The sequence below is a fragment of the Gracilibacillus caseinilyticus genome, assembly GCF_022919115.1.
GTDB classification, from domain to species: Bacteria; Bacillota; Bacilli; order Bacillales; family Amphibacillaceae; genus Gracilibacillus; species Gracilibacillus caseinilyticus.
Window position 1 is genome coordinate 4,320,713 of the sequence record NZ_CP095072.1, and the last position, 25,502, is coordinate 4,346,214.

Here is a 25,502-nt window from a genome sequence, read left to right on the forward strand (position 1 = left end):
CATAATCCATATTATCAGAACCTACACTATTATTTCCTCAATCTTAAGCAAAAATTTTGGTGTTTCGGCTTGGCTTATGAAGTAATTGCTTTCTTAATCTTATAAAAAAATTTTAAGATCATCCCCAAAATGATAAGGACAAAAATTCCACCAAATAATACATATCCAATTATCTTAATCGGCATGGATAAAGCTCCCTTTCCGTTTGCAGGTATACCTTCATTTTGCATCGTTAAACGGCTTATTTTGCTGTTGATTATAATGACTTCGCATACTAGGCCACCTTTAGCTAATACTCAAAGTTTCAAACTTTCATCCTATCATCGTTTCTTTTGTTCTTAACCAGCTATAAGTTACCTCAATCCTAACATTCTGCTTCTTTTACATAAATAGCCTGCAAGAGTTCATCTTCCTGCAGGCACCCTATACTATTTACCAACTAAATCTGCTAATGCTATCGTTTTTTGATCGGTATATAATATATTATTTTCCAGCGATGGTGATGTTGACTGATCATGAGAAACAGGTGAACCATAGAAGGCATGGACCAACAAGTGTTTACCTGCTTCTATCGACGCTTCAACCGTTGGAAGCACGGTTCGTTTCTCCATTATATTTGTATTTGCATTGGGAAAAATACATTTCGCTTCTCCTTGTTTATCTAATGAAAGTGCAGACACTCTTCCATTTGCAGTTTCAGCGTTTCCATGCTCACATTTATTGTCAGCATCTTGATCAGATAAACCTAATGAAAATCCACCGTCAGCGATATCCAAAGGTCTTGCTGTATCGATTTGATGAATCCTTACATGCCATGGCAACCCAGGTATTAGCCATGTTTTGATCGTGACATTCTGCCAAGGTTTCCATTTAATATAGATATGATCCTGCTCGATCCGCTTCTCGATGATTTGTTGCTTAACACGATAGTGATTATCCTGTTCACTTACCGCCAGCATGCTATCAAAAGCACCTTGATCAAGACCGAAATTGGCTCGTGGTACACTGAAACCGAAGTAATTGGAATAAACAAACTTCTCATACTTTGCTGATGCATGGGTGTGAGCATTCGTATGCTGGTATCCAGTTGTAAATGCAGCAACATGGTCTGCATCAGCATCACGAACAAGCATCATACGAGGATTGGACTGCATAACTTTTTCTTCTGATAATGGTAATCTTTTTTCATCAGACTTCCAAAACGGATGATCATCCGCTAATGCTAAAATTAAAAATATTTTAAACCCCCAATACGGAGAACCTGGTGCATTATAATTTTCTGCCATATGCAAATTAGGATATTGATATCCTATGGACAATGTACCATTTGGCAAAAAGATGTCCTGCTTGCTCCAATGACGCAAATGATTGAAAATAATGCCTTTTACGACGCCAAGTGGTATGTTACTTAACCCCGCAAATACATACGCACTCCAAAAAGAGGCCTGTGCAAAACGATAAGATAAACTTCGTCCATAAGGAAGTGCGCGCCCATCATCAGAGAACCAATGAATGAAATCTTCTGCAAATCGTTCAGCTCGCTGTTTATATATTCGTGCGCGAGCAGGGTCATCCTTCTCCATAATTTTGGCATAGAACAATCCATAATAATGAATAGCAAAAGGTGTATAATAATCGACATGAGCGACTTCTCCATCCTGGTACCAGCCATCTCCAATATAGAAGTCATCGATTCTGTCCAAATGTTGATCAATGGTTTCTTGACTGTAATACGCTCCGACCTTTTTAAGGCCGATATTCACGATAACAGCAAAAAACAGCCAATTACAATCATGCGCTTTGTGCTTATTTACTTGACTCAACCATTGAACCAGATTTTCTTGCTGTGATGATGACAGTGGCTCCCACACATATTCCGGCGCCAGACATAACGCGTAGCCGAACGCTGCCATTTCAACGATTCGTTGATCATAATCTGCAATTTCTCCCCAATAGCCATCACTCTCAGGATCAGTACCATTGATTATTCCATCTAAATGCCTCGGCCACAAAGCTGCTTCACCTTTTACCATTAATAATGGAGCCGCTCCCCATAAAACGCGGGAAAAGCATTCCAAACCAGCTACATGTTCAGGGTATGCTGCTGCAGTCTGACCTACTTGAATCCTAGAATGAGATTTATCATAATAAGGGTCTAACGGCTGCCACATTGATTCTGCTAATCTGGCAATATCCTCTTTTGTTTTTAATGAATTATGATGCAAGCAATCCATACTCTCCCTCCTTAATTAATTCTGAACGTGATATCAGCCTGAATCATTGGCTGTAATAAATTACAATTAAATACTATATGTAAGAAATATTCCTTCTCTCCACTATGATTAATAAAATCTTTCCGTTCGATAGCAGGTTCCCATGATTCTCGATCATAAAGAATTTCCAAATTCACTTCTTCTCCCATTAATACAATCATGTCCTCCTTACATTTGTAAGGCAGATCTGCTACGACAAAAGATTCTACCAGAGAATCAGGTGCTTGATTAAACTGAAAAGTGTCCATAACCTGAAGTACTGGCTGATCAGTATGCATCCATTTCAATTCTCGCAACAGGCGTACATCGGCAGGGTAAGCTTGGCTCATATCCATAAGCAAACGATCAATATCATATTTTTGTTCTACCTCTACGAAATGGCCACGATACTCCTTCCCTGCCTGCTGACAAGTCCCGTCAATCACTGGAACCGAATGCCCTTCTGCACTGTTACAGATGAACTGATAACGATTGTGATTAAAGTAATCTTTGTTATATTGACCAGCACCTAAATCTCGTAGAAATACCTGATTCTTTCCATAAAGAATGAATTGTCCGACATCATTGTGATTATGTGGTTCTTCATTATGACCTGCCTTTACAGCGAAGCTACCTTCTTTCTTACGAGATAGAAAGATTGCAGATTCCTTTAAGTAATAATTTTGCTTAGGCCAATCACTACCTTGCAGCCTGTCATCATACCATTGTAATTCCCGAATTGCTGGTGCCCATCTGCCACAATGATCCACAATCTCAGTCCGGGCCAGATACTTATTAGGCAGATGAACCTCAGGAAACTGCTGATGCAAATAATGCGTAAAACCAATCATTGGTGCTGCATGAGGGGGAGCATCTGAGAAATTGACAATGTGATTATCTGATAAGAAGATTTTTTCCTGAAACAACGCAATTTGCTTAACTTTCGGATCATGAAACAAATTAACCGGCTCAACCTTTTTCAACAAATCGGCATAATAACAGAAAAAGCCAAAGCCGTATTGCCAGTATAAATAGCCTTCTGTACACCCTCCATCTTCTTGAAACCCGGATAGATAATATTTCATCGTCTCATTGACACGAGTAAGGATCGAATTCCTCTCTTCTTCATCCGCTATTAAATAGATAGCTGCAGCACCGATTGATCCTCCGCATACACTCGCCCAATTGTGGGCAGCCCTCTCCCAATGAAAAGTTTGTTGTTTGAAAGGAGTGAATACTCTTCTGTCTACCTCAATCGCCACTTTGTCTATGAGGAAAGGATCCAGCCTCTCCTTATACATAGTCACCATTTCAGCTAGCATAAAGGCTGTTTCGGCTGCAAAAAGGTCAACTGTATATGCTAAATGATTCGTTTGTAGATACATTGTATAGCTTTGTTCTTCCCTGTCCGGATCCAAGTGGGCTGGCAAACACCAGGTAAATTCATTACATATTTGCCAGATTTCATTTTCCAGCAACGATACATAATGCATATCATGCGGACATACATACAGCATTAAACCAAAAGTTGTGACTCGTTTTCTTCGGTAGAAATATTGCTGTTCATAAGCTTCACGCTCTCCATTCGTCATAAACTCCCGATACGTTCGAAAATCAATCTCCGTTACTTTTTCCTGTTCCAATTGTGCAGCGTCTGCTCGCAGCTTTTCGATTACTCGATTTCGCCAGGTCATTTAGCATTTACCCCATTCCATTTGTTGCCTCTGAATTCCAGTGGGGTACAGCCAACCAGCTTCTTAAATACTTTGATAAAATAACTCTGATTGTCGTACCCCAACTGATCACAAATGTTACCAACGGAATCATCCGTTACTTCTAATAACTCTTTTGCCCGTTCTACTTTGCGTTGTTTAACATATTCAACAAAGGTTACTTGCATTTCTTTTTTGAATAACCTGCTGAAATAACTTGCATTTAGATAAAGATGTTCTGCCACTTCATCTAATGACAGCTTTTTGTGCAGATTATGAGAGACATAATAGCAGGCTTCCAACACGTCTTTATGATAATTGTTCTTCAATTGCTGAGCGGTTTCATCTAAGCATTTTTTGGCATAGTCTTGCAGCCAGTCTTGTAATTCATAGATGGAATGGAGAACAAGTACCTCTTCCTGTAATGCTTCCACATGATAATTGGAAGGTAAATAGGGCATCGTTCGTAATCGCATATTCACATCCAGAACCATACGCAGGAACCATTCTTTTACTACTTTAGGGTGAAATTGTTTTTGTATACAGAATTGAATCCACTTCTCTAAATAACGAGAAAAATCAGTAAGGTTTCGTTCAAACAAAGCTTGCTTCAATTGAGAAGTGACCTCTTGGTAATATGAGAAAATTTCCTGGTTAAAAGCCTCCCGTTCCATCTGTTTATCGATTGTTAAAATGGCTCTTGACCGGGCGTAGAACAATTGTGATTCATTGTGCAATATGGACAGTATTTCCGGTCTCAGTGTCTCAACATCTGTTTCATTACCAATTAAAAAAGCAAGATCAATATTCAAGAATTGCTTTAGCGCTTCTTGTAATGATTTCAGCAGAATCCGCAGTTCACCGTAGTTGTCATGCTTGATTGTGACTCGATAGGGATAAAAAATGAAGCCTTTGTTAGCCTCGAAATTCACACAAACAACCTTCAGTCCCTGCTGATGCTCTGTCATTTCCTGCAATACATTTAAAATCGCAAATTGCAAGGTATCTTCCGATATATAATTTTCTTTTACTTTGTAAAAATCCTCGATCGAAAATTGGACAGGAATATAAGAAGTCTGTTTATGTAAGACTTCTAAAAATCGTTTAGAAGATCCTTGGATTAGTTGACGTAACAGCTTTTGATTTTCGATATCCGTATTTATTTTCACCTTATGCTGTAACTGTTTTACTTCTACCAACTTCGTAATATCACGATCTAATTGTCGTTTGCAATGTAATAATATTTCTTCCAAATCATCGGGATTGAGTGATTCTTTTAATATATAATCTTGCACATCCAATTTTAATGCTTGCTGTGCATAAGAAAATTCATTATGACAGGAAATGATAGCGACTTGCAAGTTATCTTTCATTTCCTTCATCTTTCTCGTTAATTCGATACCATCCATCTTCGGCATTCCGATATCTGTTACTAATATATCTGGCATCTCTTCTTTGGCAGACTCATAGGCTAGAAGACCATTCTCATGTGAGCTCAGTAACTCCATCCCCAGTGCTTCCCAATCAATTGTTTCCGATAAAAATTCGATCGTTGGGTAATCATCATCAACTAACATTACCTTGTACATCCTCTTCACCACCTAAAGGAATAATGATTTCAATTGTTGTTCCTACTTTTTCGCTGCTTTTCACTAACATTTCAGGTTTTTGCCGATAAGAAAGCTGCAATCGTTCATATACATTAGTCATACCAATACTGGAAAATCCAGAATGGCTTGCTGGTCGTGTCGTATTCGTTGATTTTCCAAATGTTTCATTTACACGTGTTAGTGCAGCCTCACTCATACCGGCACCATTATCATGAATCAAAATGATAAACTGGTATTCATTTACATCAGCCTCAATTCGAATTTCGCCTTCACCCTGATTTAAACCATGAATAATTGCATTTTCTATTAACGGTTGTAGCAAAAATCTCGGCACCAGTTGGTCTTTGGTTCGATCTGTACACTCTATTAGTAATGTTACTTTATTTTTTTGGCGCATATTCATCAGGTTGACATAGTCACGAATTAATCCAAGCTCATCACGAAATAATATTTGATCATCTTGATTATCAATCGTCCAACGCAGAAGCTTAGATAACGATTGAATCATACCGGCACTGTCTCTATCACCAAAACGAAATACTTTCATTCGTATTGAATTTAAGACATTAAATAAAAAATGCGGATTAATTTGAGCCTGAAGCATCGCTAATTCGGCTTTTCTTTTTCTTTTATGTGTATGGCTAACCTCTGTAATCATCATATTAACGCGATCTAACATATTATTTAATGATTGTGAGAACTCTCCGATTTCATCTTTACTTTCCACCTGAGAACGAACAGACAAATCTCCTCCCTGGACCTTCCTGACTACACGTTCAAGATAGCGGAGCGGCTTGGTAATACGGCTCATTAAATAGGCCAGAATCAAAAAGAAAACAGCAAAAGAAACCGCTAACAAAATAAACACCTTTGAAAAAATGGCATTAATATTTGATGTCGCTTCTTTATAGGGAATCTTTGAAACCAGCTTCCAATCATTAAAGGTTAATTTCTTTTGCGTTACGACATATTTTTGACCTTTTAATTCTACGATTTGCGAGGACTGACGTGGATTCAATTGTGCAACGAATTCTGCCTTACGATTAATTTGTTGTGGGTCCTGATGGGATAAAATTGTATCATCACCGTCAACCAGCAATAGATCTTCTGATTCATTTTTGTTCATTAACACGGTTCTGACTTTTGTTTCTAAAAGTGTCACGATGACATAGCCATAAATTTCTTTGTTATTACTTCTTAACGTTTTTCCTACTGACAGCTGATAGGGATTCTGAATTTTTTCGTATTGGAGCATTGTCGGCTCTACTCCAGACCAGTATGTTTCATACCCGTTAACTTCCTCTAATTTATCGAGCCATTTCTCATCATACAACGAATATGGATCAAATTGTGCAGTCGTGTAATTGGTATAATATTTGCCGTTCTTCAGCAAAATGGTCACATAAGACTTTTCGCCAAGCAGTGTAATGTCCTCGATCGTTTTTTGAATTTGACGATCTTCCAAAAAGCCACTGTAATTCTGATTTTCCAACGCAGACAACGTCATATTGGATTTGTTTTTTAAAATCGTGTTTAATTCCGAATCAATTTGGACAAAGTTGGAAACGTTCAGCATATCATCTAAGATATGTGAAACATTCTCCTCTGTTAAATCCAATGCTTTGATCGCATTTTGCATTGCTTGCTCTTCCACTGCATCTCTTGTCAAATAATTATAAATAGATAAGGACAGGATGACAGGAATACCGATACAGATAAAGGATGCAAGAAAAACTTTAGAACGAAAAGAAGGAGACGTTAATCTCCGAAACAGTGCCCTCATGTACATCCTCCTCACGTTAAAAGAATGGTTGGGGACAACGGATTAACGCCCCTTGCTTAATTGTAATCGTTTTATTAATAGTGCTTCAAGTATTATTGATTATTTTCGATAATCTCGTTAGCCCGTTGATCCATTGCTTCAATCGTGGCATCAATATCCTGCTCTTCGTAGATCAATTTTTCGTATTCTTCATTCACCATTTCATAAATCTCTGCCTGATATGGCGCAGGAGGAATAATTTCAGATGCTTTTGAATTTTTCAATACAGAGATAAGCGCTTCTTTATCTACTTTTTCTGGATTATTTGTATCCTCTAAAATAGTCGTAACGATGCTTTCTAATTCATCATCACCTACACCATTCCATGAAGGAATATTCTTACCTTGGACGATTTGGCCTTCTGTTGTGTACCAACGGATGAATTCATACGCTGCCTGTTTGTGTTCAGAGCTGGATGCAACCGCCATGTAATCCGTTGTTACAGGTGTATAACCGCCTTCATCTCCTTCATCATTTTTAGGATATGGTGCAATGCCCACATTAAAGTTTAACGGGAATTGATCCGTACCACCAAGCTCGGTATTCATCCAGCTTCCAATTGTGACGAGGCTGGCATCTTGATTAAAGAACTGATCACGATAATGAAGTTGCTGTGACATAATATCGGTATAAGGTGTTGCGGACTTATCTTCTTTCTCCATTTGCCAACGAAGCTCTAATGATTTCTTAAACATTGGATCGGTAAAGTTCGAGCTGCCATCCGCTTGTAAAAATTCTGTATTTTCGGCTTTACTTGCTAATGCTAGTTTCATATATTCCATCCAGCCACCATTTTGCGGGCCATGGAAGTACGTACCATAATGGTCATCAGTCGTTAATTGTTTGGCATATTCAGCAAATTCATCCCAAGTCCAATCAGTCGGCATTTCAAGACCCGCCTCTTCTAAATGGTCTTTGTTCACCAGTACGTACCATGGGTTGAATTTACCTGGTAAAGCATAATAGCTGTCACCTAGCTTGGTGTTTACTTTATACTCTTCATTCACTTCAAAACCTTCTTCTTCAATAAATTCATCAATCGGTGCTACCATACCTAAATCCACTCGTTGTGCATAAGAAGCAGGATCACTAAACATTAATACATCCAACTGTTCGCCAGAGGACGCTGCAAGATCCAGTTTCTGCAGTGCTTCATTCGTGTCCCCTTTCTCACTAAGAATGACTAGTTCAACATCAATATTAGGATGGGCTTCTTCAAATGCCGGAATTGTTTCTGACCAATTATAGGAAGCTTCATTACCATGCGTGTGGAACATAATTTTAACCGGTTCATCTGAATCATTTGTTTCAGAACTTGTATCTTCCCCACTCGCATCATCAGAGCTTGAAGCTGGCTCATCCTCCCCAGCATTACACGCAGTCATCAAGATCGCGATACATGCCAAACCTAGCAACAACATCCATGCTTTACTTTTTAAATTCATTCAACAAACCCCCTGTTTCGTTTTTTGTAAACCCTTACAAATTAAATGCTATCATATAGGAAAATGATCACATATCACTATTTTTACCTTTGACAGCACTTTTTTTACTTACCCTTTCACACCACCTAGTGCAATACCATCAATAACATGTTTTTGTCCAAGTATAAAGACAATTAATAATGGCAGAATCGCAGATACAGCAGCCGCCATAATCAAGGTATAGAAGCTTCCGTTCAATGTCGTAAACTTCTGCATCGCAAGCTGAATCGTATATAGTGCATCCGTGCGCAAGAAAATTAACGGATTCTGATAGTCATTCCATGTCCAGATAAATCGCAAAATCGCATACGTTGCAACTGCTGGCCTAACAATTGGTAAGGCAATGCGCCAGAAAATCCGCCAATGGCCGGCGCCATCAATCTTGGCTGCATCAATAAAATCGTTGTGAATGCCTATAAAGAATTGCCGGAGCATAAACGTACCTAACACACTAAAACTACCTAATAATATCAAACCAATGTGGGTATCAAATAATCCTAAATAACGGTATAAAATAAATTGTGGCACTAGACTTGCTTGTGGAGGAACCATGTAGGTCGCTAACACAACCAGAAACAGCCACCCGCCTGCTGGAAATCGGACTTTAGAGAAACCATAAGCAGCCAAAGCAGAAACCGTTGCTGAAATAACCGTTGTTAACACAGCTACCTTTATCGAGTTCCAATAGTATAAATAAAATGGCTGTTCACCAAACCAGACTTCCTGATAGTTCGCAATGCCATTCCATCTCGAAGGAATCCATTCAATCGGATACTTAAACACATCTGCCTCGATTTTTAAGGACGTCGATAACATCCAAATGAATGGAAGCAAAAACGCAATACTGCAAAAGAATAATATAATAGTACTCACTAATTTCTTGACGTCAAAGCGTCGTTCTTTCTTCAAAACAATCACACCTTTCGATTAATAATTCACCCATTTTTTCTGTCCAATCCATTGAATGATCGTAATCAGGAAGACAAACAGGAATAAAACTACAGCGATAGCTGACGCATAACCGACATCTAACTCCAAAAATGCTCGTTCATATAAATGCCAAACAAGCATAGTCGTTGAATTTAACGGTCCACCCTGGGTCAGTACGGCAATTAAATCAAATACTTTAAAGGATGCAATAATACCTGTAATTAATAGAAAAAAAGATGTTGGTGAAATCATCGGAAACGTGATACTTTTAAACTTATACCAGCTGTTAGCACCATCGATGTCAGCCGCTTCATAGAGCTCTTTCGGTATTGACTGCAGACCGGCAATATACACGATCAGACTAAAACCGATGGAAATCCAAATATGAATTGTCATTAACGAAATTAATGCAAAATTGGGATCAGAAATCCAGGTAGGCGGATTATCAATTCCCAATGACATTAACACCTGATTAATCGGCCCCTGTGAAGGATGAAAAAGCACTTGCCATACCACTGCGATCGCAACAACACTAGATATATACGGCATAAAAAAGGCAACTTTAAAATAGCCCTTCAAGTAGACATTTTTATCAATGATTACAGCTAAAAACAAGGCAATGATCATCGTGATCGGGACAGTAAGAATAAAAACGGCATTGTTGATAATAGATTTAATAAATTTCTCATCGTTTAAAAGTGCACGGAAATTATCAAAGCCTACCCATTGCAACTGATCAATACCAGTGACAAATTTCCAGTCGGCAAAAGCTAAGATAAAGGTTGCAACAATCGGGAACAACACAATGACAGATATTCCGATAAACATCGGTGAAATAAATAACAGCCCTGCCAGGCTTTCATTTTTTTCTATTCTTGATTTTTTCGCTTTTTTGGAGGAATCTTGTTGTTGCCATTCCTCAACGGATGCTACTTGTTTACTTGCCATGGATAACACCTCTCTCTTTCAAAATGGAAGTATGTGCTGTTGGAATCATGATTGATTCAATTCTCGTTAAAGCAAATCGACTAAAGTACATGGCAATACATGATAAGCCACTGCCCATAAATAAAAAGCCAATCCCTGGGATTACCCAGCAAATGAAAAGAAAACTGATTAAAGATAAGCCCATCCAGACCGTTTGTAACGGAAACAATGTACTGATTTGTATCGCTCTTTTGATCAGGTCAATGAGCCTGCTATCTGGAAAGGTAATCATTAGACCAAACACATAGAGCAAGACAATGATCGACAATACGAATACAGTTGCACTACTGCTAAGAATAAGGTAATAGAAAATACCTGAAAAATTTTGTAACAATGCAAAATCGATATACAAAGCAGTGCCAGTGAGCAAAACAGCCAACCCCACTACATTACTTTTTACAAAATGCTGCTTAAACGCTTCCCAGAAGGTTTTCGTGATTGAAAAATCCTCTTGCGCAAGCCATTTACTATTTAAAGCGAACATTGCTGTAATCGCTGGGAAAATCCCAAAAATAATCCCTCCAGCCAATGTAAAGATGATGGCGATAATTTGAAGTAACGCCAGGCGATAGAGCCACTCACAAATCTTGAATATTCCACCAGATGTGTCAAACTGCATATGGCTTCCCCCTTCCTTACCCAAAATTATAAACGCTTTCATTTAATGAAAAATAGCACTATTTTTACTTTTATCGATAGATATTTGACATCATTGTATATGTAAATGAAGCTAGCTGAATAATGACTCAGCTAGCTTCATCTCCCTTCACTGCGAAATAGCCTTTATTTGATTCGACTTCGTCTGTCTCTCCATGCAAAACTCCCTATAATGAGCAAACATAAACCAGCAAATAATAAATTAAATTGGTTAGTCGCCGTATTTGGTAAGTTATTGTTACTCGCATTTTCTTCATTCTCCGTGTTTTCTTCCGCTGATGTCTTTGTCAATACCGCATAACTTGAAAATTGAGAAACCATAACGGTCAATGTTTGTTCTGGTTTATCATCCGTTGCAGCTTGTGCTTTCCATTGATCGCTCTCTTTATTGTAATAATAAATGTCTTTATCGCCGTCAACTTTTTCATCATATTCAAGGGTTAACTGAAAATTTTTGTTTGGTGATTCGGCACCTTCAGGATATTTAAAAACAAACGTGTAACCATCCCCAGCTTTTTGCAACCCAGTGTGATTGGCTTCCATGATATCTTTTTCATAAATCGCTAGTTTCGTTCCTGTTGGTAGATCGAATGGCATTTTTATTTTCGACTTTGAACCTTGAATTTTATATGTTTGACCTGCTTCAACTTCTTTATAAATCAAGTTATCTTTTTCACTTAGATTTATCTCGGAATATACAGGCTTTTCCTGATCAGAATCGTCAGTAGAGTCATCACTATCTCCCTCTTCTGAATCATCCTCTGGATTCGTTGGTTCAGGTTCCTTTGCAGTTATATGGATTGTATATGTTGCGGTGTCTTCTCCATTCTCTGCTGTTACTATTATTTTTGCTTCTCCGGGCACTGACTCTGGCAATACCGTTTCATAAGTTGCTAACAGATCACTCGTTTCTACCTGAATAACAGGTATTTCTTCACCTTGTTCTAATTCCATTTCATAGTTGTAATTAGTAGATTCAAAGTTTTTTAACGGTTGCTCATTTACCCATATATTGTCCAATGTGGTCTGATCACCAACAACTGGTACATCCCCTATTCCGTAAACCTCCATTTCCCTAATCGCAATACATGTATCCGCCATGGCCGTTAACTTTGCTCTTACCTTAGAAGTGGTGATCTCTTCAAAGTCAATAGTTATGTCATCTTCTGCTTCCACGTTGACATCTGATCCAGCTATTTTTATCCATTCATCGCCATTCCAATATTCCAAGTATAACGATTCTGGAGGTCTTGTACCGCCTTCATCATCATAGAAAGAGAAGGTAACGTGGGATAGTAATTGCTCTTCTCTAAAATCAATTTCAACCCAATCCTTTTCTCTCCATTCGTTTGGATCCCAATTTGTCCATCGTGCATCAGAGTAATCACCATCGTTTAACTGATTAACATCATCCCATTGTCCAGTAAACGAGGCTGAAGCTTTTGGAAAAGGCTGGTCACTTTCATTTAATGCCACATTTTCGAGACCACCTTTTACCACTTGTATATAGGCAATTGCTTGCATGTTTGTTCCTTCAATAACACCTTTTACAGTGAATTGTCCGAATTCAGCATAAGCATTAGAATCGACTTCATTCCAATTCACCGCTATATCCACTTTCTCGCCATTTGTTAGGGTTGCCGTTACTGTATCTGGTAAATTCGGCGCATTCCCTTTCACTGTTTTTTGTTTTAACACTTCCAATTCCTTTATATCACTAACATAAACCGTTGCAGTAGCTTTTTTTGCAGAGTTTGGAATTTCTCCCTCTACTTTAATCATACCTTCTGATTGATATTGGTCACCTTCGATTGACTCCCAATTGACAGAGACATCATCTTCTGTACCATCACTGTAATACACATGAACGGTTTCTGGAAGTGTAGGTTCTGTTCCAACTGACGTCCACACTTTAACATCCTCTACTTTTGCAATACCTGTTTCTGTGATTGTCCACTGTTGATTAGCACCAGAAGTTGCTTTCCACACCCCGACGGAAGCACCTTCATTCGTCGATTGATCACCTACATCTAAAAGGGTGCCACTCTCTTTGTTAATAAGGGTATATATACCGTTTCCTGAAGTCGAAAGCATCCATTTCTGTGCGTCTAAGTTCTGAAAAGGAGCCAATGTCACAGTTCCATCCTTATGGGTTAAGACCTGGCCGCCGGCAAGATTCTTTATTCGATATAGTTCCTTAGAGGTATATCCATCTGTAACTTTTAGTAATTGCCATTGTTGGGTTGTCCTGTCACGGTCTTTTGAAAATTGAACTACTGAATTATCATTCAGATCTAAAACTTTTTCACTGTTCACATTTTCTATATGGTATGATTTATCAGCTTTAATATGGCTTTCAGTTTGATCCACACCTGTTACACCATCAATCACAAAAGTGGTAACAGATTTTGGTTCAACTGTTGTCATTAATTTCTCTTTTTCTATCTCAATCGCTTCCCCTTGCTGCAGATTTGCTGAAGCTGAAGTAATATGGGGCGTGGCAGTCGCTGATGAATCCACTTGTTTAAATCCTGAGGAATCAATATCAATGTTCTTTTCCGTATCAGATGTATTTGTATAAACCACCACGGCTTGATTTCTAGAAGTATTAATGGAAGCAAGGGTATTTTCATTATCATTATTAATCACATGATCACCAGGACGAATGAATTTTGTATAGTTTGCCATTGTGTAATATTTTTTATTTTTATGCCATTCCAGTGTTTCAAAATTATCCGGAGTGAAATCTACGTGGATGAGTCCCCAGTTCATATTTTCGTTTTCGGCGTTCATATTTTCTTGGTCTTCAATGGCTTGCCAAAGTACCCAAGCTTTTGACTCCAAGTTGGTAATATCAGAAGTAATCCTTTCCGACAATGCTAAGCCTGGTTCTATGTTGTCAAAATCCTGAGGAATTCCACTTGGTCCCAGATCCACCTCTGACATCCACAAGCGTTTGTCCGCACCCTTAGCAACATCCCTCGCTGCATTTCTTTCAGCGGGCCAATACGTATGTACATTGAGTTGATCAATATTATTTCTGGTTGTCTGATCGTATTGATCCCAGTTTTGACGAAATTTCTGAGGGTTTGTTTCATCCATGGCAGCTACCTGTGTATCAAGATTTAAAGGCTCCAGCTGCTTACTCACTTCATTGATGATCTTGGCCTGTGATGCCGGGTCCCAATGTGAGCCTTCCTGTCTGTTTCCAGCACCCCAATAGTCCGTATTAGGCTCATTGACTGGTGACAATGTCTGAAACTGAATATTTTTTTCTTCTGCAAAGTATTTCACCACTCTAGTTAAATACGTTGCAAAATTTTGATATTGGTCTTCTTGGAGGTTGTCTTTTGATGAATTTTCATTTCCTGAGGTATAACCACTTTTTGTCATAAAATATGGGGCTGAGTTGGAGAAGGCTTCAAATGTATCAGCTCCGCGCTGTTGCGCTGCTTCAAGCCACCATTGTTGATTACTATCTTTGTTCCAATCCCAATGATTAGGGTTTTCTGGATCCCACCAATCTTCTTGTTCCTGCCAGTCCTCTCCAGCATTTTCTTATAGGTAAACGTTATTTTGATCGAGCGAAAGTAACGTTGGAAAATGAGGTATTCCTTCACGATTATAAGGTGTATGTAGCTGTGAAATTGAATAAAATGGATGCTATAGTTACTACTGATGTATCAGATTTTTTGAAGAAATTTGTTAAACGAGTTCGTGAAGACATTTCTAAAGTGATGACTTTGCAAACAGAAGCAGAAGACGATTTCAAATACTATGAGGAATTAGAAAAAGCTTTCTGGCAGAAAACAAGTTATCACAAAAATTATAATAAGTTAACCAAAAAAGAAGTTTACCACTTACTTTATTATCATTTCCACCGTACTAGCGATATGTTTGATGTTCCAAACAGTCAATATAATTTAACCGAAGGAGTTATTAAAAATCATTATGGCTATCTCACTATAGCACATCAAGATTATACAGAGTATATCAGCTTTCTTCCTATGGCTGAAATGCCTGTTACAGCTGAAAATAATCAATATATATTAGATATTATTGAAAGTACCGACTTCCCAGTTGAGTTTCAAATTAGATATCATTTCAAAGAAAATGAAAAGAATATACGACAAGTACGAAAATTAAAGCGACGTTTCCGTAATTTTGATCAAGAAATCCATTCAACGAATACAGCTGATGAAGATACTATTGTAGAGACAGCCAGTGAACGCATGGGTGATTTGTTGGATGATGTAAAAAAGAATTCACGTCAATTATTATATATGACGTTCACATTAGTAATATCGGATAGAGATAAACAATTGTTAGAAGAAAAGTATCAAATGTTGCAAACGATATTCAAAAATACTGGTTTTAAACTCTCCAGACCATTGGTAGATCAACTAACATTATTTTCACAATCGTTACCAGGTTCATTTACTGCTTATGATTACTTTGAGCAAGTGGTAGATGAAACCTATTTAGCACAATCTTCAATGGATATTAATAACAAAATTGGGAATCGTTTCGGTATGGTTTTAGGTAAAGTGGTGACTGGTAAAAAGTTAAGTAGCGTTGAACAGGCGAGGGAGATTAATAATAATATCGTGGTATTTAATCCAACTCTAACTAAAAGAGCGATTAAAGGAGCTGTACACACCAATGGTAATATTTTAATCACAGGACCTCCGGGAAGTGGTAAATCCATGTTGGTTAAATATTTCTTTACATGGTCAACCTTTTTTGGATCCAAAGTGTTATATATAGACCCGAAAAATGAGTTGCAACGGTATTATCAAGAAGCTTTGGAAAAGTATGGAGATATACCAGAATTTCGAGAAATGTATGAACGTATCAATTTTGTTCATCTATCGGAAGAAAGCGAATTTGCAGGAGCTCTTGACCCTCTTGTGTTTTTAGAAGGAGATAAAGCTATTCAAACAGCTATGATGATTTTAAATACGCTTGCGGAGGTTTCTGTTAACCAAGGTAATAGGAATGAATCCGTCACGATTTATGAATCGATTTTGGAGGAAGTGAACAATGCTGAAAGCCCTACTTTGACAGGGGTGGTTGATCGTATTATTGAAAAAGATGATACGTTAGGTAAATATATTGAAAAATACAAATATGGTATAGGGCGCATGTTGTTTGGTCAAGAGGATTCGCAAGGTTTAGATTTCAAAAGACAAATTAATGTTCTTGGGTTGCAGGGATTAAAACTTCCGACCTCCGACAATATGAATGATGAGGAACGTATAGGGCTTTGTTTAATGATGAGTATATCAAAGTATGTTCATACCTTTTCTACTAATAAAGGTGAAGATGCGCAAATTATATTTGATGAAGCTTGGATTTTGAAACGTTCTACTCATGGTCAAGATTTAATTGACGAAATGTTACGTACAGGGCGATCTTTAAAGACTGATATTATCCTCGTTACACAAGCATACGACGATTACAACGTGGACACCACAAAAGAGCAAATAGGTGTTAAATTTGCTTTTCGTCCTAAATCAGATGAAGCAATTAAACCAATACTACGATTCTTTGATATGGAAGAGAATCCTGAAAATATCGAAGTTGTTAACAGCTTGAAATCTGGTATGTGTCTTTTCCAAGATCATATAGGTAGAAATCAAGCGATTGCTATAGATATTCTTTTTGATGAATGGTTCGAAGCGTTTAAAACAACAGATCGCGAAAGTACAGCTATTCAGTATGAAGAAGTTTACAGTTAGTTCATAAAAGATGGTTAAGGAGGAAAAAGCAATGAAAAAACGTGCTATGGTGATGGGTGGTATCTTAGTTGTTTTGTTAACTGCTTGTGGAGGGAATAAATTAGACCTTGATTTAGAAAAAGTCCAAGAAATGACAGCAAAAGAAGCGTTGAATAAGAAATCAATTGAAAAAGATGATTACGAAGAAGAAAACATAGAGATTGTTAAAGTTTGCGAAGCGGTTAAGGTAGGAGAAGAAAATTATGGATTTGACGGTCAATACTTAGTTTATTGGCAAACAGATGATGGAGAATTTAAAAATGATTTTGTGATGCAAGATGATTACGATATTGGATATGGAACACAACGGTTAGTAGAAATTGAAGATCGCTGTCTTGATGTTAATTAGGAGGGTTGTTTTTGAAGAAACGCATATTTTTAATACTAGTGCTTACATTCGTTTGCTTCTTTATTCCTTCTACCACAAATATGGTTTATGCCGAAGATGGTCAAGAAAGAGAATCTCAAGAATATGATGAATCACGTTATGACCTTATGACCTATGCCGACAATAGTTGGTATGAGTGGGCGGATAAAACTGGTACATCTGCTGTATCTGCCATAAAGAACTTTTTGTGGCAAATCAATGTAGTAATTGCCAATATTACGCTAATGATTGTCTATCAATTATTTTCATTAGATATTGTCGAGTTAACCAGAGATTCTGTCATGGCGATAGCGTCAGGTACAGCAGGTTCATTAATTACCAATTTAGGTATGTTCGCTTTTGCAATTGCTTGTATAGGGATTGTTATTCGAGCTTACGTTCAACAGAACTGGCAAGCGTTCTTTAAGATCGTGACAATCATTATATTAAGTATGGCAATGTTGTTCTCTATATCTAGTGAAAAATTTAATTATGTAGATATAGCGCATGGTATATCTGTTGCGGTTGAGAATGCGGTAATGCAAGTTAATCCTTCTTTAACTGATGCGACTGATTTTGATGTATCCAGTGGTAGTGTCGGTGAAGATGTATCGGTTCAAGTAGAAAATAAAGCATATCAATCACTACTATATAAACCTTATTTATTACTTCAATATGGAACAACGAATGAAGATGATATTAATGCAGAAGGTAGCCTAAATGGAGATGAAACGAGGATTTCCGAGTATTTAAATGCAAACCCAACGACAGAAGATGGGATGGAATTAAGAGAAGAAATTGCTGAACGTGAATATGACATATTAGAAAACCAAAATATATTTGCGGGTAATGCATTTAAAATATCAGCTTACATCATGGGAGCAACCCTATCAACCATTATTCAAGCTGTTGTCTTTTTCTTCTTGGCATTAATGCGAATCATGTTGCAATTTGCGTTTATTTTCTTGTTGATTTTAGCACCTTTTATGCTATTTATATCGATTTTTCCGACTTTTGAAGGGTTAGTTGGACAATATTTAAAAGGTACATTTATGCTCATTCTATTTAAAGGTGGCACTATGTTTCTTGTATTGATAGCCACTAGTTTTATAGCTCTAAGTTATGATATGGCTGATATGTCAAACGATATTTACTATCGTATTTTTATCCAGTCTATTTTTAGTATTTCGATTATCTTCATGTATATGAAACGTCAATTTGTTTTCGATATGCTAAACGGTTCTAATTTATCCTTAACAGGAATGGGAGCAGGAGAAGGCATGGGAAGACAGTCTATGAATCGTTTTAGAAAGGGAGCGAATACGACAAAAAATATTGGAAAGAGAACTGCTGCAGGAACGAAGAAAACTGGAAAAGTGGCATCTAGAACTATTGGAAAAGCAGGAGCTATCGCTTCCGGTGTAAACAAAAAAACATCCAATATGTATGACCAAGCAGGTAGAAGTGTATCCGCCAAAGGCATGTCTATGAAAGATAGAGTTGGCGAGAAGATGAACCAAGCAAAAGACTATGTAAAGAAATCGCAACTTGGCGAAGTTGGACCAAAAGAAAGTCCGTATCACACACAAGAACAAGATCGGACGCAATCAACAACTAACGTATCTAATATCAATGAGGAGCGTACTCGAGATAAACAACAAAGTCATACTAAACAGCAATCTATTGGTCAAAAAGGAAGACAGGATAATGGTGCTAAACCTAATAATGCTAGATCAAAAGGAAACTCATATCGTGATCCACGTGTAGCTCAACAGAATCTAAAAGATTCCTCTAAAAATCGTAAAGACAAGTCGAATAAAACGGTTAAAGATGCAGGCGTTAATAGTAATCAAGCAAAATATAAATCTAAGAAAAATCAACAACAGACTTCACCAAAAAGAGATCAAGGGCGCTCAACAAAGAGACAGTCACACGATTCAGGAACTAAAACAAATAATCAATCCGTTAGCTCTAATGTGAACAGTAGTACAGGAAGGAATCCTTATGCTACAAGAGAAAACGTGCAAAGAACAGAAAGAGCAAACAGAGAAAACAAGAGTATTCAATCCAATCAAGGCGGTATGTTACATCAACGTTCTTTATTACATGGTGATGATAACAACAATGAAAGGATTTAAGGTATGGAAACAGCTAAAGAAATCGTAAAAGAAGTGGCAAAAAGAAAAGCTCAAAAAGTGGCTTTTCTGGTGTTTTTGAAATACATTTTACCGATTCTTTTAGTGTGTGCGCTAATTTTTGGGGTGTTATTTATGATATTAGCAATAGCCGGTAGTTTTGTTCAACAAGATGGAGGGTTAGAAGGTGGCGAAGCAGTTAATTTGAGTGAAGAAGTGTTAGCGTATAGACCAATTGTGGAGGAATATGCCACAGAATATGGTGTGGAAGAATATGTAGGGATTATCCTTGCTCTCATGATGCAAGAATCGGGAGGGCGAGGGGATGACCCTATGCAAGCGTCAGAAAGCCTATGCGGTAGTGTAGGATGTATCACAGACCCAGAACAATCCATAGAACATGGTGTTAAATATTTTTCGCAAGTGTTAGAACGTGCGGAAGGCGACGTGAAGCTTACGCTTCAATCTTATAATTTTGGCGGTGGTTTTATCGACTATGTCATGGATAATGGTGGTAGTTATACGCAAGAATTAGCTATTGACTTTTCTTCCATGAAATACGAGGAATTGAAGCACACAGGAAATTATTCTTGTGTTCGACCAGAAGCTGTTCAATATAACGCTTGCTATGGTGATATTTATTATGTAGATGCTGTTTTAAGGTACTATGATTACACATTGGTGATCGAAGGTGAATTCGCGATGCCAGTACAGGGGACTATGACAAGTGATTACGGAATGCGAAGTGACCCCCATACCGGAGAACAAGATATGCATACAGGGATAGATTTTGGTTGTATTAACCATGTTACGCCTATTTATGCTACGCATCCGGGGAAAATCGTCTATTCTCAATTTCATGTGAATAATAATGGGACGCCTGGTTACGGAAATCTTGTCATGGTACAGCATGGCGAACAATTCATTACGGCTTATGCTCATATGTCCAGTTTGAATGTAGATGTTGGAGAAACCGTCGATCAAGGTCAAAAAGTCGGTGTGTGTGGCTCTACAGGTTCGAGCACAGGACCCCATTTACACTTTGAAACAAAGACTGGTTTATGGGATGGGCATCAGAATCCTGCTGAGGTATTAGGGATAGGAGATTTATAGATATGGCGAATAAAAAAGATATGTTATTGAAAACCATTATTTTCATCATTGGTATTGGTATCGTGCTCTTCGTTTGGTTCGGTCTTCAGACGATTGATAACCAGGCACAGGAAATAGAACAACTGCAGGAAGAAATAAATAAGAAAGATAATACGATTGCTTATTTAGAAGAAGATAACGAATCCCAAACGGAAGTAATTGAAAAGACTGCAAGCAGTGTCATACAAGAGAACATTCAAGCTTTTGTCGAATCAACATTTGCAGTCCAGGAAGGGAACTATGAAGATCGAAAGGAAGTAGCTGATCAAGTCTTAACGCAAAGAATGATGCGTCAAGTCTTTCCAGAAGAAGAAGCATATGAAGTGATGTATGAATATGAGGTCAGTAATATTAAAAGTTATGTTAATGAGAGTGAAAGTGAAGCTGGTGCGTATGTGACATTTGAACAACGTACAACCAATGTGAACAATAATGAAGAGAATGATCAATATATAACCATGGAAGTTTTCTTGCAGAAAGAAGGAGAAAACTGGTTGATTAACGATTTTCAGCAACTCAATGCAGAATCATTATCATAAGTACAAAGGAGAGAGAACAAGTGAAGAGTACAGGTGTTGTAAGAAATACAGATGAGTTAGGTCGCGTTGTGATTCCAAAGGAGCTTCGTCGATCGTTGGAGATTAAAGAAAAAGACCCTTTAGAAATCTTTGTAGACAATGAAAAGGTTGTTTTGCAAAAATATAAGGCTATGAAAGAGTGTATGGTAACGGGTAAAATCAAAGAAAGTAATATGACGTTGGCTGATGGTAAGATAACATTAAGTCAGGAAGGCATGGATCAGTTATTGCAAGAAATAAAAAACAAATCTAGTTAATAGCAGTGTTCGCCCTTGATGGGCGATCTACTGCTTTAGCATAAATAAATACATAGTAAATGGGGGTTATATTGATGGCAGGAGGAAATCAAAAGAAAACATACGGTTATACGAAGAAAGTAGGAGAAGAAATAACCATTTATTTTACGGATGGAAAAGCGTTAAAAGGGAAACTCATAAAGGTTTTTCAATACGATATCATTATAGAAATTGTAAAAAATGAAGAACCTATAGAAGTGACTGTATTTAAAGGTGCTGTGAAATATATCATCTAAATTAGAAAGCTGAAGCTAATAGAATTTTACTGGCTTCAGCTTTTTTCTTTTGCTTCAGGTATCGAACCTTTGCAAAAGAACAGTCTGTCTCTTATACGATTATGGAGTAATACCAACAAAAAGCGGAAAACATACGTTAAGCAAAATTCAACACAAAGAAAGCTGATATTTCCTACGTTAAGTAATAACAAGAAAATTAGGTTTTCCGTAAATCTATAAGAAAAGCAACTGAGGGCGTTAAAACAATATGTTTAAAATGAGCTGATAGGATTAATTAAAAAAATACTATTAATTCGACAAAAAGAAACAAATTTTCCATTTGCTTTATGTTAGGGTACTAGAGTAAATAGAAATAAAAGGATATAGGAGGGTTTTTAATGAAGAAACTAAAAAAATACTTCATTGCTTTCATGTTGTTAACTTGTGTCTCCTTTACAGCAGTGAGTAGTGTTTCAGCCTATGAATATCGTGATAAAGCAACATGGGCAACAGTTGGTTACGGGTACACCACATCAGGGGGGTTTGTAGGTGCTGTTCAAGCTGATTTATGGGCAACAGGATATCAAACAGCAACAGGATCTGTAGATGAACTTTATGGTTCCAGGACCAATCAAGGTGTTAAGTATTTTCAGAATAAATACGGATTATCTGCAGATGGAATTGTTGGATCGAACACATGGCATAGATTTGAGCTATACACATATGATAGACCTAATAACAAAAGGGTATATAGCAATACAGGTAGTTCAATATATGAAGTAAGGTACGCTACTTATGCTCTGGGTGGACAATCTTTTTCAGTGAATTATTATCTATATAATACATCTACAGAAAGTACTGAAGCAAGTGGTTCGGTATATAATTATTAATATATAAAGGGAGTGTTTTTCTTGAAAAAAGTAATGATAAGTATTTTGTCATTTTGTGGTTTGAGTTTACTATTAGGTTTTACTATTTTAAACCTTTCGACTAATGAAAATGAACTAAATGCTAATGCCAATCCAAACAATAAAGTTAATGAAATTAAAACTGAAAGTATAAGCAATACTGAAAGTAACACCTTGAAAAAAAAGGAGATTAATCAAAAGTCTGAAACGGAAAGAACATATACTCCCTCTTCAGAAGAAATAGAAAGTTTAAACATACCAAAACAACTGAGTAATATAGCTACTTCTAAAAGTATTGAATCCACTTCGAATGAGGAAGTAGATTATATTGTGACAGATGATGAAACAGTTAAGGATGTTCGAGCTTGGCATAGAATAGGTGATAAGAGTATTTTAGTAGCTGAAGCAACCTATAAAAACGGTATTTCCATTCCGGAACTAAAACAAACAGTTAAAAGTTGGTATGCACAAAAAAGTTTTGAGGAAATAAAAGTTAGTGGACAAATAGCCATTTTACACGAACCTGTTCCTGAAGTATGTGAACTTCAAATAATTACTGAAGGAAAGTTATATACTGTAGCAGGTGCTGATCGAGAGACAGTTATAAATATTGCAAAAAGCATTAGTTTCTAATTCAAATAAATGTAATCTATTGAAATATTTGTAATGATATGTTATCGTTTGCATTAACAAATATTTTAGGAGGGTTACTATTAAATTAAGTAAATTCATGTGGTCATTCATTGCTGTTTTAGGTTTAGGACTCTTACTTAGTCCTAGTGCGTTTGCGGAAGAACAAACGACAATGAAGTTTTATGATGCAAGCGGTGAGGAAGTACATCCATATACTGATGAAGAACTCGAGCATTATATAAATGGCGGTAATAGTTTTAATAGCAGCGATAGATTACTAGAATCTAAAACAATTTCAACAGCAGCAGTATGGAGAAAGTATTATTTCGGATCAGTCACCATTAATTATAGTTGGTTTATATCAGGAGGAACTATTTGGGATCCAGATACAAGATCATTTTATAATCCTGGAGCAGTAAATATAGGTGAAACTAGTGGAGATGATAGTTTAACTGTTCATGCATATGATGAAGATAATACATCCACGCCAGTTAGTACAATAGAGATTGATTATGGAGTTGCAGGCGTCTCTGTTCCTTTCACTCACTTATCCAGAGGAGAAAGTTATTATTTTGAGTTGGAAGGAGATGGGATTACCATCAATAGTGGAAACGTTTGGTATGACCAAGAATAAATCCCAAAAAGCTGTTGCCTCATCTTGGCAACAGCTTTTTTATTCGTTTATTACACGAACCGTGTATGGATGATTGTTAATTAATTTCTTCATTTCAGGTGTATGTAAAAATTCCTCGATATGTTTTTTTATAGACTTATTTGGTAGTTGTGAGTGATTTTTAATTACTAATCCGACCTTCATGTTAGACGTATTTACAGACTTTAATACTTGGATGTTTTCTATGTGCTTTTTTTCCTCTAGATACTTTGACGCTGCAGAAGCTATATTTGACCAATTCTTTTCTGTTTTCACTTTCGACAAATCCTGTTGGTTAATGGTTACATGATAATTTAAATTTAAATCTTGAATTTTTTTATTGATTACTTCTTCTAGTTCTATTACATCTACCTTGGAACTGGTTAATATAGTCACGCTTGAATAAGCACTATTGGGGTCAGCTATGATACCATAATCCATATATTCATAGTCTTTGCTTTTTTCATGGAGAAAATTTTCAAATGCTTGTTCTGCACTAGCATGGCTTTCACTTATAGTTATATCATTTTCGTTTGTTTCATTGCTGTTATTCTGAAACCAAATAAAAATAATAACAAAAGTCAAAGTTACAATAACCAGTAGGATTTTATTTTTCATATAACATTCCCTTTTCTTGAAGTATAGTATTAAGTATAGCATTCCCTTCCTATCAGTCACAATACTTAAAAGACTAGCAAGACGATTTTCCTATAATAACGGAACAAGTAAAGTTGTTTAAAAAATAGGAGTAATTTTCATAAGTTTAAACATGGTGAGTTGCGTTGAAACAGAGGGTTGTTCATCTTTTCAAAAGAAAATGCAAATGAGAGCTTTATAGCAACACTTAAATCGTAGAAAATACCTCAAATCGCGATTCGGGGTTGCCTGAAGGTCTGCACATAGGTTGTAAGGCAGCAAAGAACGCTACCTAAGTGGATCATATTCAACGGGACGATTCCAATATCCAGGAACAGCACCACCTGGTCTCATATATTCCTCTGTTTCTGGTGAATCTTCTCCCCCGATATTATATCTGGCAATATTTAAATTTAAACCGCTTTCATTAAATAGCGCGTCAGCTAACTGATTACGAATTTGATCCGGCCATCCACCTGTTACATTGGCGAACCAAACTAATGCTGTGCCCCAGCCATCAAATGCATCATGCTGGTAACTAGGATCTAACTTGATAGTAGTATCAATAGCGCTTTGTTCATTTTGTGCAGATTCTTCGGCAAGGATTGAAACAGGACTGAATATTCCCATTAGCAAAATAAAAATGGTTGTAATTATACTGATTTTACGAACATACCTTTTCACTTTTTTCATCCT

General features: G+C 37.0%; 21 protein-coding genes and 1 pseudogene. 10 read left to right on the top strand and 12 right to left on the bottom strand.

All coding sequences use genetic code 11. The features are described from left to right. Positions 1-428 precede the first annotated feature (428 nt). The 10 genes and pseudogenes from MUN88_RS20705 to MUN88_RS20750 all read right to left on the bottom strand — a co-directional run. Complete coding sequence (locus tag MUN88_RS20705) at positions 429-2,234, bottom strand: DUF2264 domain-containing protein (protein ID WP_244718909.1); 1,806 nt, start codon at positions 2,232-2,234, stop codon at positions 429-431. A gap of 11 nt (positions 2,235-2,245) precedes the next feature. After that, positions 2,246-3,946, bottom strand: coding sequence for a heparinase II/III domain-containing protein (locus MUN88_RS20710; protein ID WP_244718911.1), 1,701 nt, complete (start codon positions 3,944-3,946; stop codon positions 2,246-2,248). Next, entirely contained in the window at positions 3,943-5,553 is a 1,611-nt protein-coding gene (locus MUN88_RS20715; protein WP_244718914.1) for an AraC family transcriptional regulator, read from the bottom strand. The genes MUN88_RS20710 and MUN88_RS20715 overlap by 4 nt, the downstream gene beginning before the upstream one ends. Beyond that, complete coding sequence (locus MUN88_RS20720; protein ID WP_244718917.1) at positions 5,531-7,357, bottom strand: cache domain-containing sensor histidine kinase; 1,827 nt, start codon at positions 7,355-7,357, stop codon at positions 5,531-5,533. The genes MUN88_RS20715 and MUN88_RS20720 overlap by 23 nt, the downstream gene beginning before the upstream one ends. 92 nt (positions 7,358-7,449) lie before the next feature. Then, positions 7,450-8,841 (bottom strand): ABC transporter substrate-binding protein, encoded by a 1,392-nt coding sequence (locus tag MUN88_RS20725; RefSeq protein ID WP_244718919.1) that lies wholly within the window; start codon positions 8,839-8,841, stop codon positions 7,450-7,452. A 108-nt stretch (positions 8,842-8,949) separates the two neighbouring features. Further along, a complete protein-coding gene (locus MUN88_RS20730) occupies positions 8,950-9,753 on the bottom strand; it encodes a carbohydrate ABC transporter permease (protein WP_369810011.1) in 804 nt (267 codons plus the stop codon). Between the two features lie 54 nt (positions 9,754-9,807). Continuing rightward, positions 9,808-10,758 carry a carbohydrate ABC transporter permease gene (locus MUN88_RS20735; RefSeq protein WP_244718923.1) on the bottom strand — a complete coding sequence of 317 codons (951 nt, stop codon included), beginning with the start codon at positions 10,756-10,758 and terminating at the stop codon, positions 9,808-9,810. Next, positions 10,748-11,416, bottom strand: coding sequence for a YesL family protein (locus MUN88_RS20740; RefSeq protein WP_244718925.1), 669 nt, complete (start codon positions 11,414-11,416; stop codon positions 10,748-10,750). The genes MUN88_RS20735 and MUN88_RS20740 overlap by 11 nt, the downstream gene beginning before the upstream one ends. Positions 11,417-11,580: 164 nt before the next feature. Continuing rightward, positions 11,581-14,556 carry an Ig-like domain-containing protein gene (locus MUN88_RS20745; protein WP_369810012.1) on the bottom strand — a complete coding sequence of 992 codons (2,976 nt, stop codon included), beginning with the start codon at positions 14,554-14,556 and terminating at the stop codon, positions 11,581-11,583. A gap of 39 nt (positions 14,557-14,595) precedes the next feature. Then, positions 14,596-14,895, bottom strand: a pseudogene (locus MUN88_RS20750) (glycoside hydrolase); the annotation flags it as partial. Positions 14,896-15,095: 200 nt separating this feature from the next. Here MUN88_RS20750 and MUN88_RS20755 point away from each other — a divergent pair. From MUN88_RS20755 to MUN88_RS20800, 10 genes are all read left to right on the top strand, one after another. After that, positions 15,096-17,195, top strand: coding sequence for an ATP-binding protein (locus MUN88_RS20755; protein ID WP_244718927.1), 2,100 nt, complete (start codon positions 15,096-15,098; stop codon positions 17,193-17,195). A 31-nt stretch (positions 17,196-17,226) separates the two neighbouring features. After that, positions 17,227-17,583 carry a hypothetical protein gene (locus MUN88_RS20760; protein ID WP_244718929.1) on the top strand — a complete coding sequence of 119 codons (357 nt, stop codon included), beginning with the start codon at positions 17,227-17,229 and terminating at the stop codon, positions 17,581-17,583. An 11-nt stretch (positions 17,584-17,594) separates the two neighbouring features. Further along, positions 17,595-19,739 carry a CD3337/EF1877 family mobilome membrane protein gene (locus MUN88_RS20765; RefSeq protein ID WP_244718931.1) on the top strand — a complete coding sequence of 715 codons (2,145 nt, stop codon included), beginning with the start codon at positions 17,595-17,597 and terminating at the stop codon, positions 19,737-19,739. A 3-nt stretch (positions 19,740-19,742) separates the two neighbouring features. Continuing rightward, the gene (locus tag MUN88_RS20770) at positions 19,743-20,849 is read left to right on the top strand and encodes a lysozyme family protein (RefSeq protein ID WP_244718933.1); all 1,107 of its coding nucleotides are present in this window, start codon (positions 19,743-19,745) and stop codon (positions 20,847-20,849) included. Between the two features lie 2 nt (positions 20,850-20,851). Further along, complete coding sequence (locus MUN88_RS20775) at positions 20,852-21,427, top strand: YddI family membrane protein (protein ID WP_244718936.1); 576 nt, start codon at positions 20,852-20,854, stop codon at positions 21,425-21,427. Positions 21,428-21,447: 20 nt separating this feature from the next. Continuing rightward, positions 21,448-21,723, top strand: coding sequence for an AbrB/MazE/SpoVT family DNA-binding domain-containing protein (locus tag MUN88_RS20780; protein WP_244718938.1), 276 nt, complete (start codon positions 21,448-21,450; stop codon positions 21,721-21,723). 74 nt (positions 21,724-21,797) lie between these two features. Beyond that, positions 21,798-21,998: a hypothetical protein gene (locus tag MUN88_RS20785; protein WP_244718941.1), complete on the top strand. Its 201-nt coding sequence runs from the start codon at positions 21,798-21,800 to the stop codon at positions 21,996-21,998. A 377-nt stretch (positions 21,999-22,375) separates the two neighbouring features. Next, positions 22,376-22,867 (top strand): peptidoglycan-binding domain-containing protein, encoded by a 492-nt coding sequence (locus tag MUN88_RS20790; RefSeq protein ID WP_244718944.1) that lies wholly within the window; start codon positions 22,376-22,378, stop codon positions 22,865-22,867. Between the two features lie 21 nt (positions 22,868-22,888). Then, positions 22,889-23,518, top strand: a complete 630-nt coding sequence (locus MUN88_RS20795; RefSeq protein ID WP_244718947.1) for a hypothetical protein — start codon at positions 22,889-22,891, stop codon at positions 23,516-23,518. Between the two features lie 97 nt (positions 23,519-23,615). Next, entirely contained in the window at positions 23,616-24,152 is a 537-nt protein-coding gene (locus MUN88_RS20800) for a hypothetical protein (RefSeq protein ID WP_244718949.1), read from the top strand. A 39-nt stretch (positions 24,153-24,191) separates the two neighbouring features. On the opposite strand, the gene MUN88_RS20805 is transcribed toward MUN88_RS20800, so the two are convergent. Both MUN88_RS20805 and MUN88_RS20810 read right to left on the bottom strand, forming a co-directional pair. Next, positions 24,192-24,788, bottom strand: coding sequence for a DUF4030 domain-containing protein (locus tag MUN88_RS20805; protein ID WP_244718952.1), 597 nt, complete (start codon positions 24,786-24,788; stop codon positions 24,192-24,194). A gap of 306 nt (positions 24,789-25,094) precedes the next feature. Then, a complete protein-coding gene (locus tag MUN88_RS20810; RefSeq protein ID WP_244718954.1) occupies positions 25,095-25,490 on the bottom strand; it encodes a hypothetical protein in 396 nt (131 codons plus the stop codon). Positions 25,491-25,502: the final 12 nt, after the last annotated feature.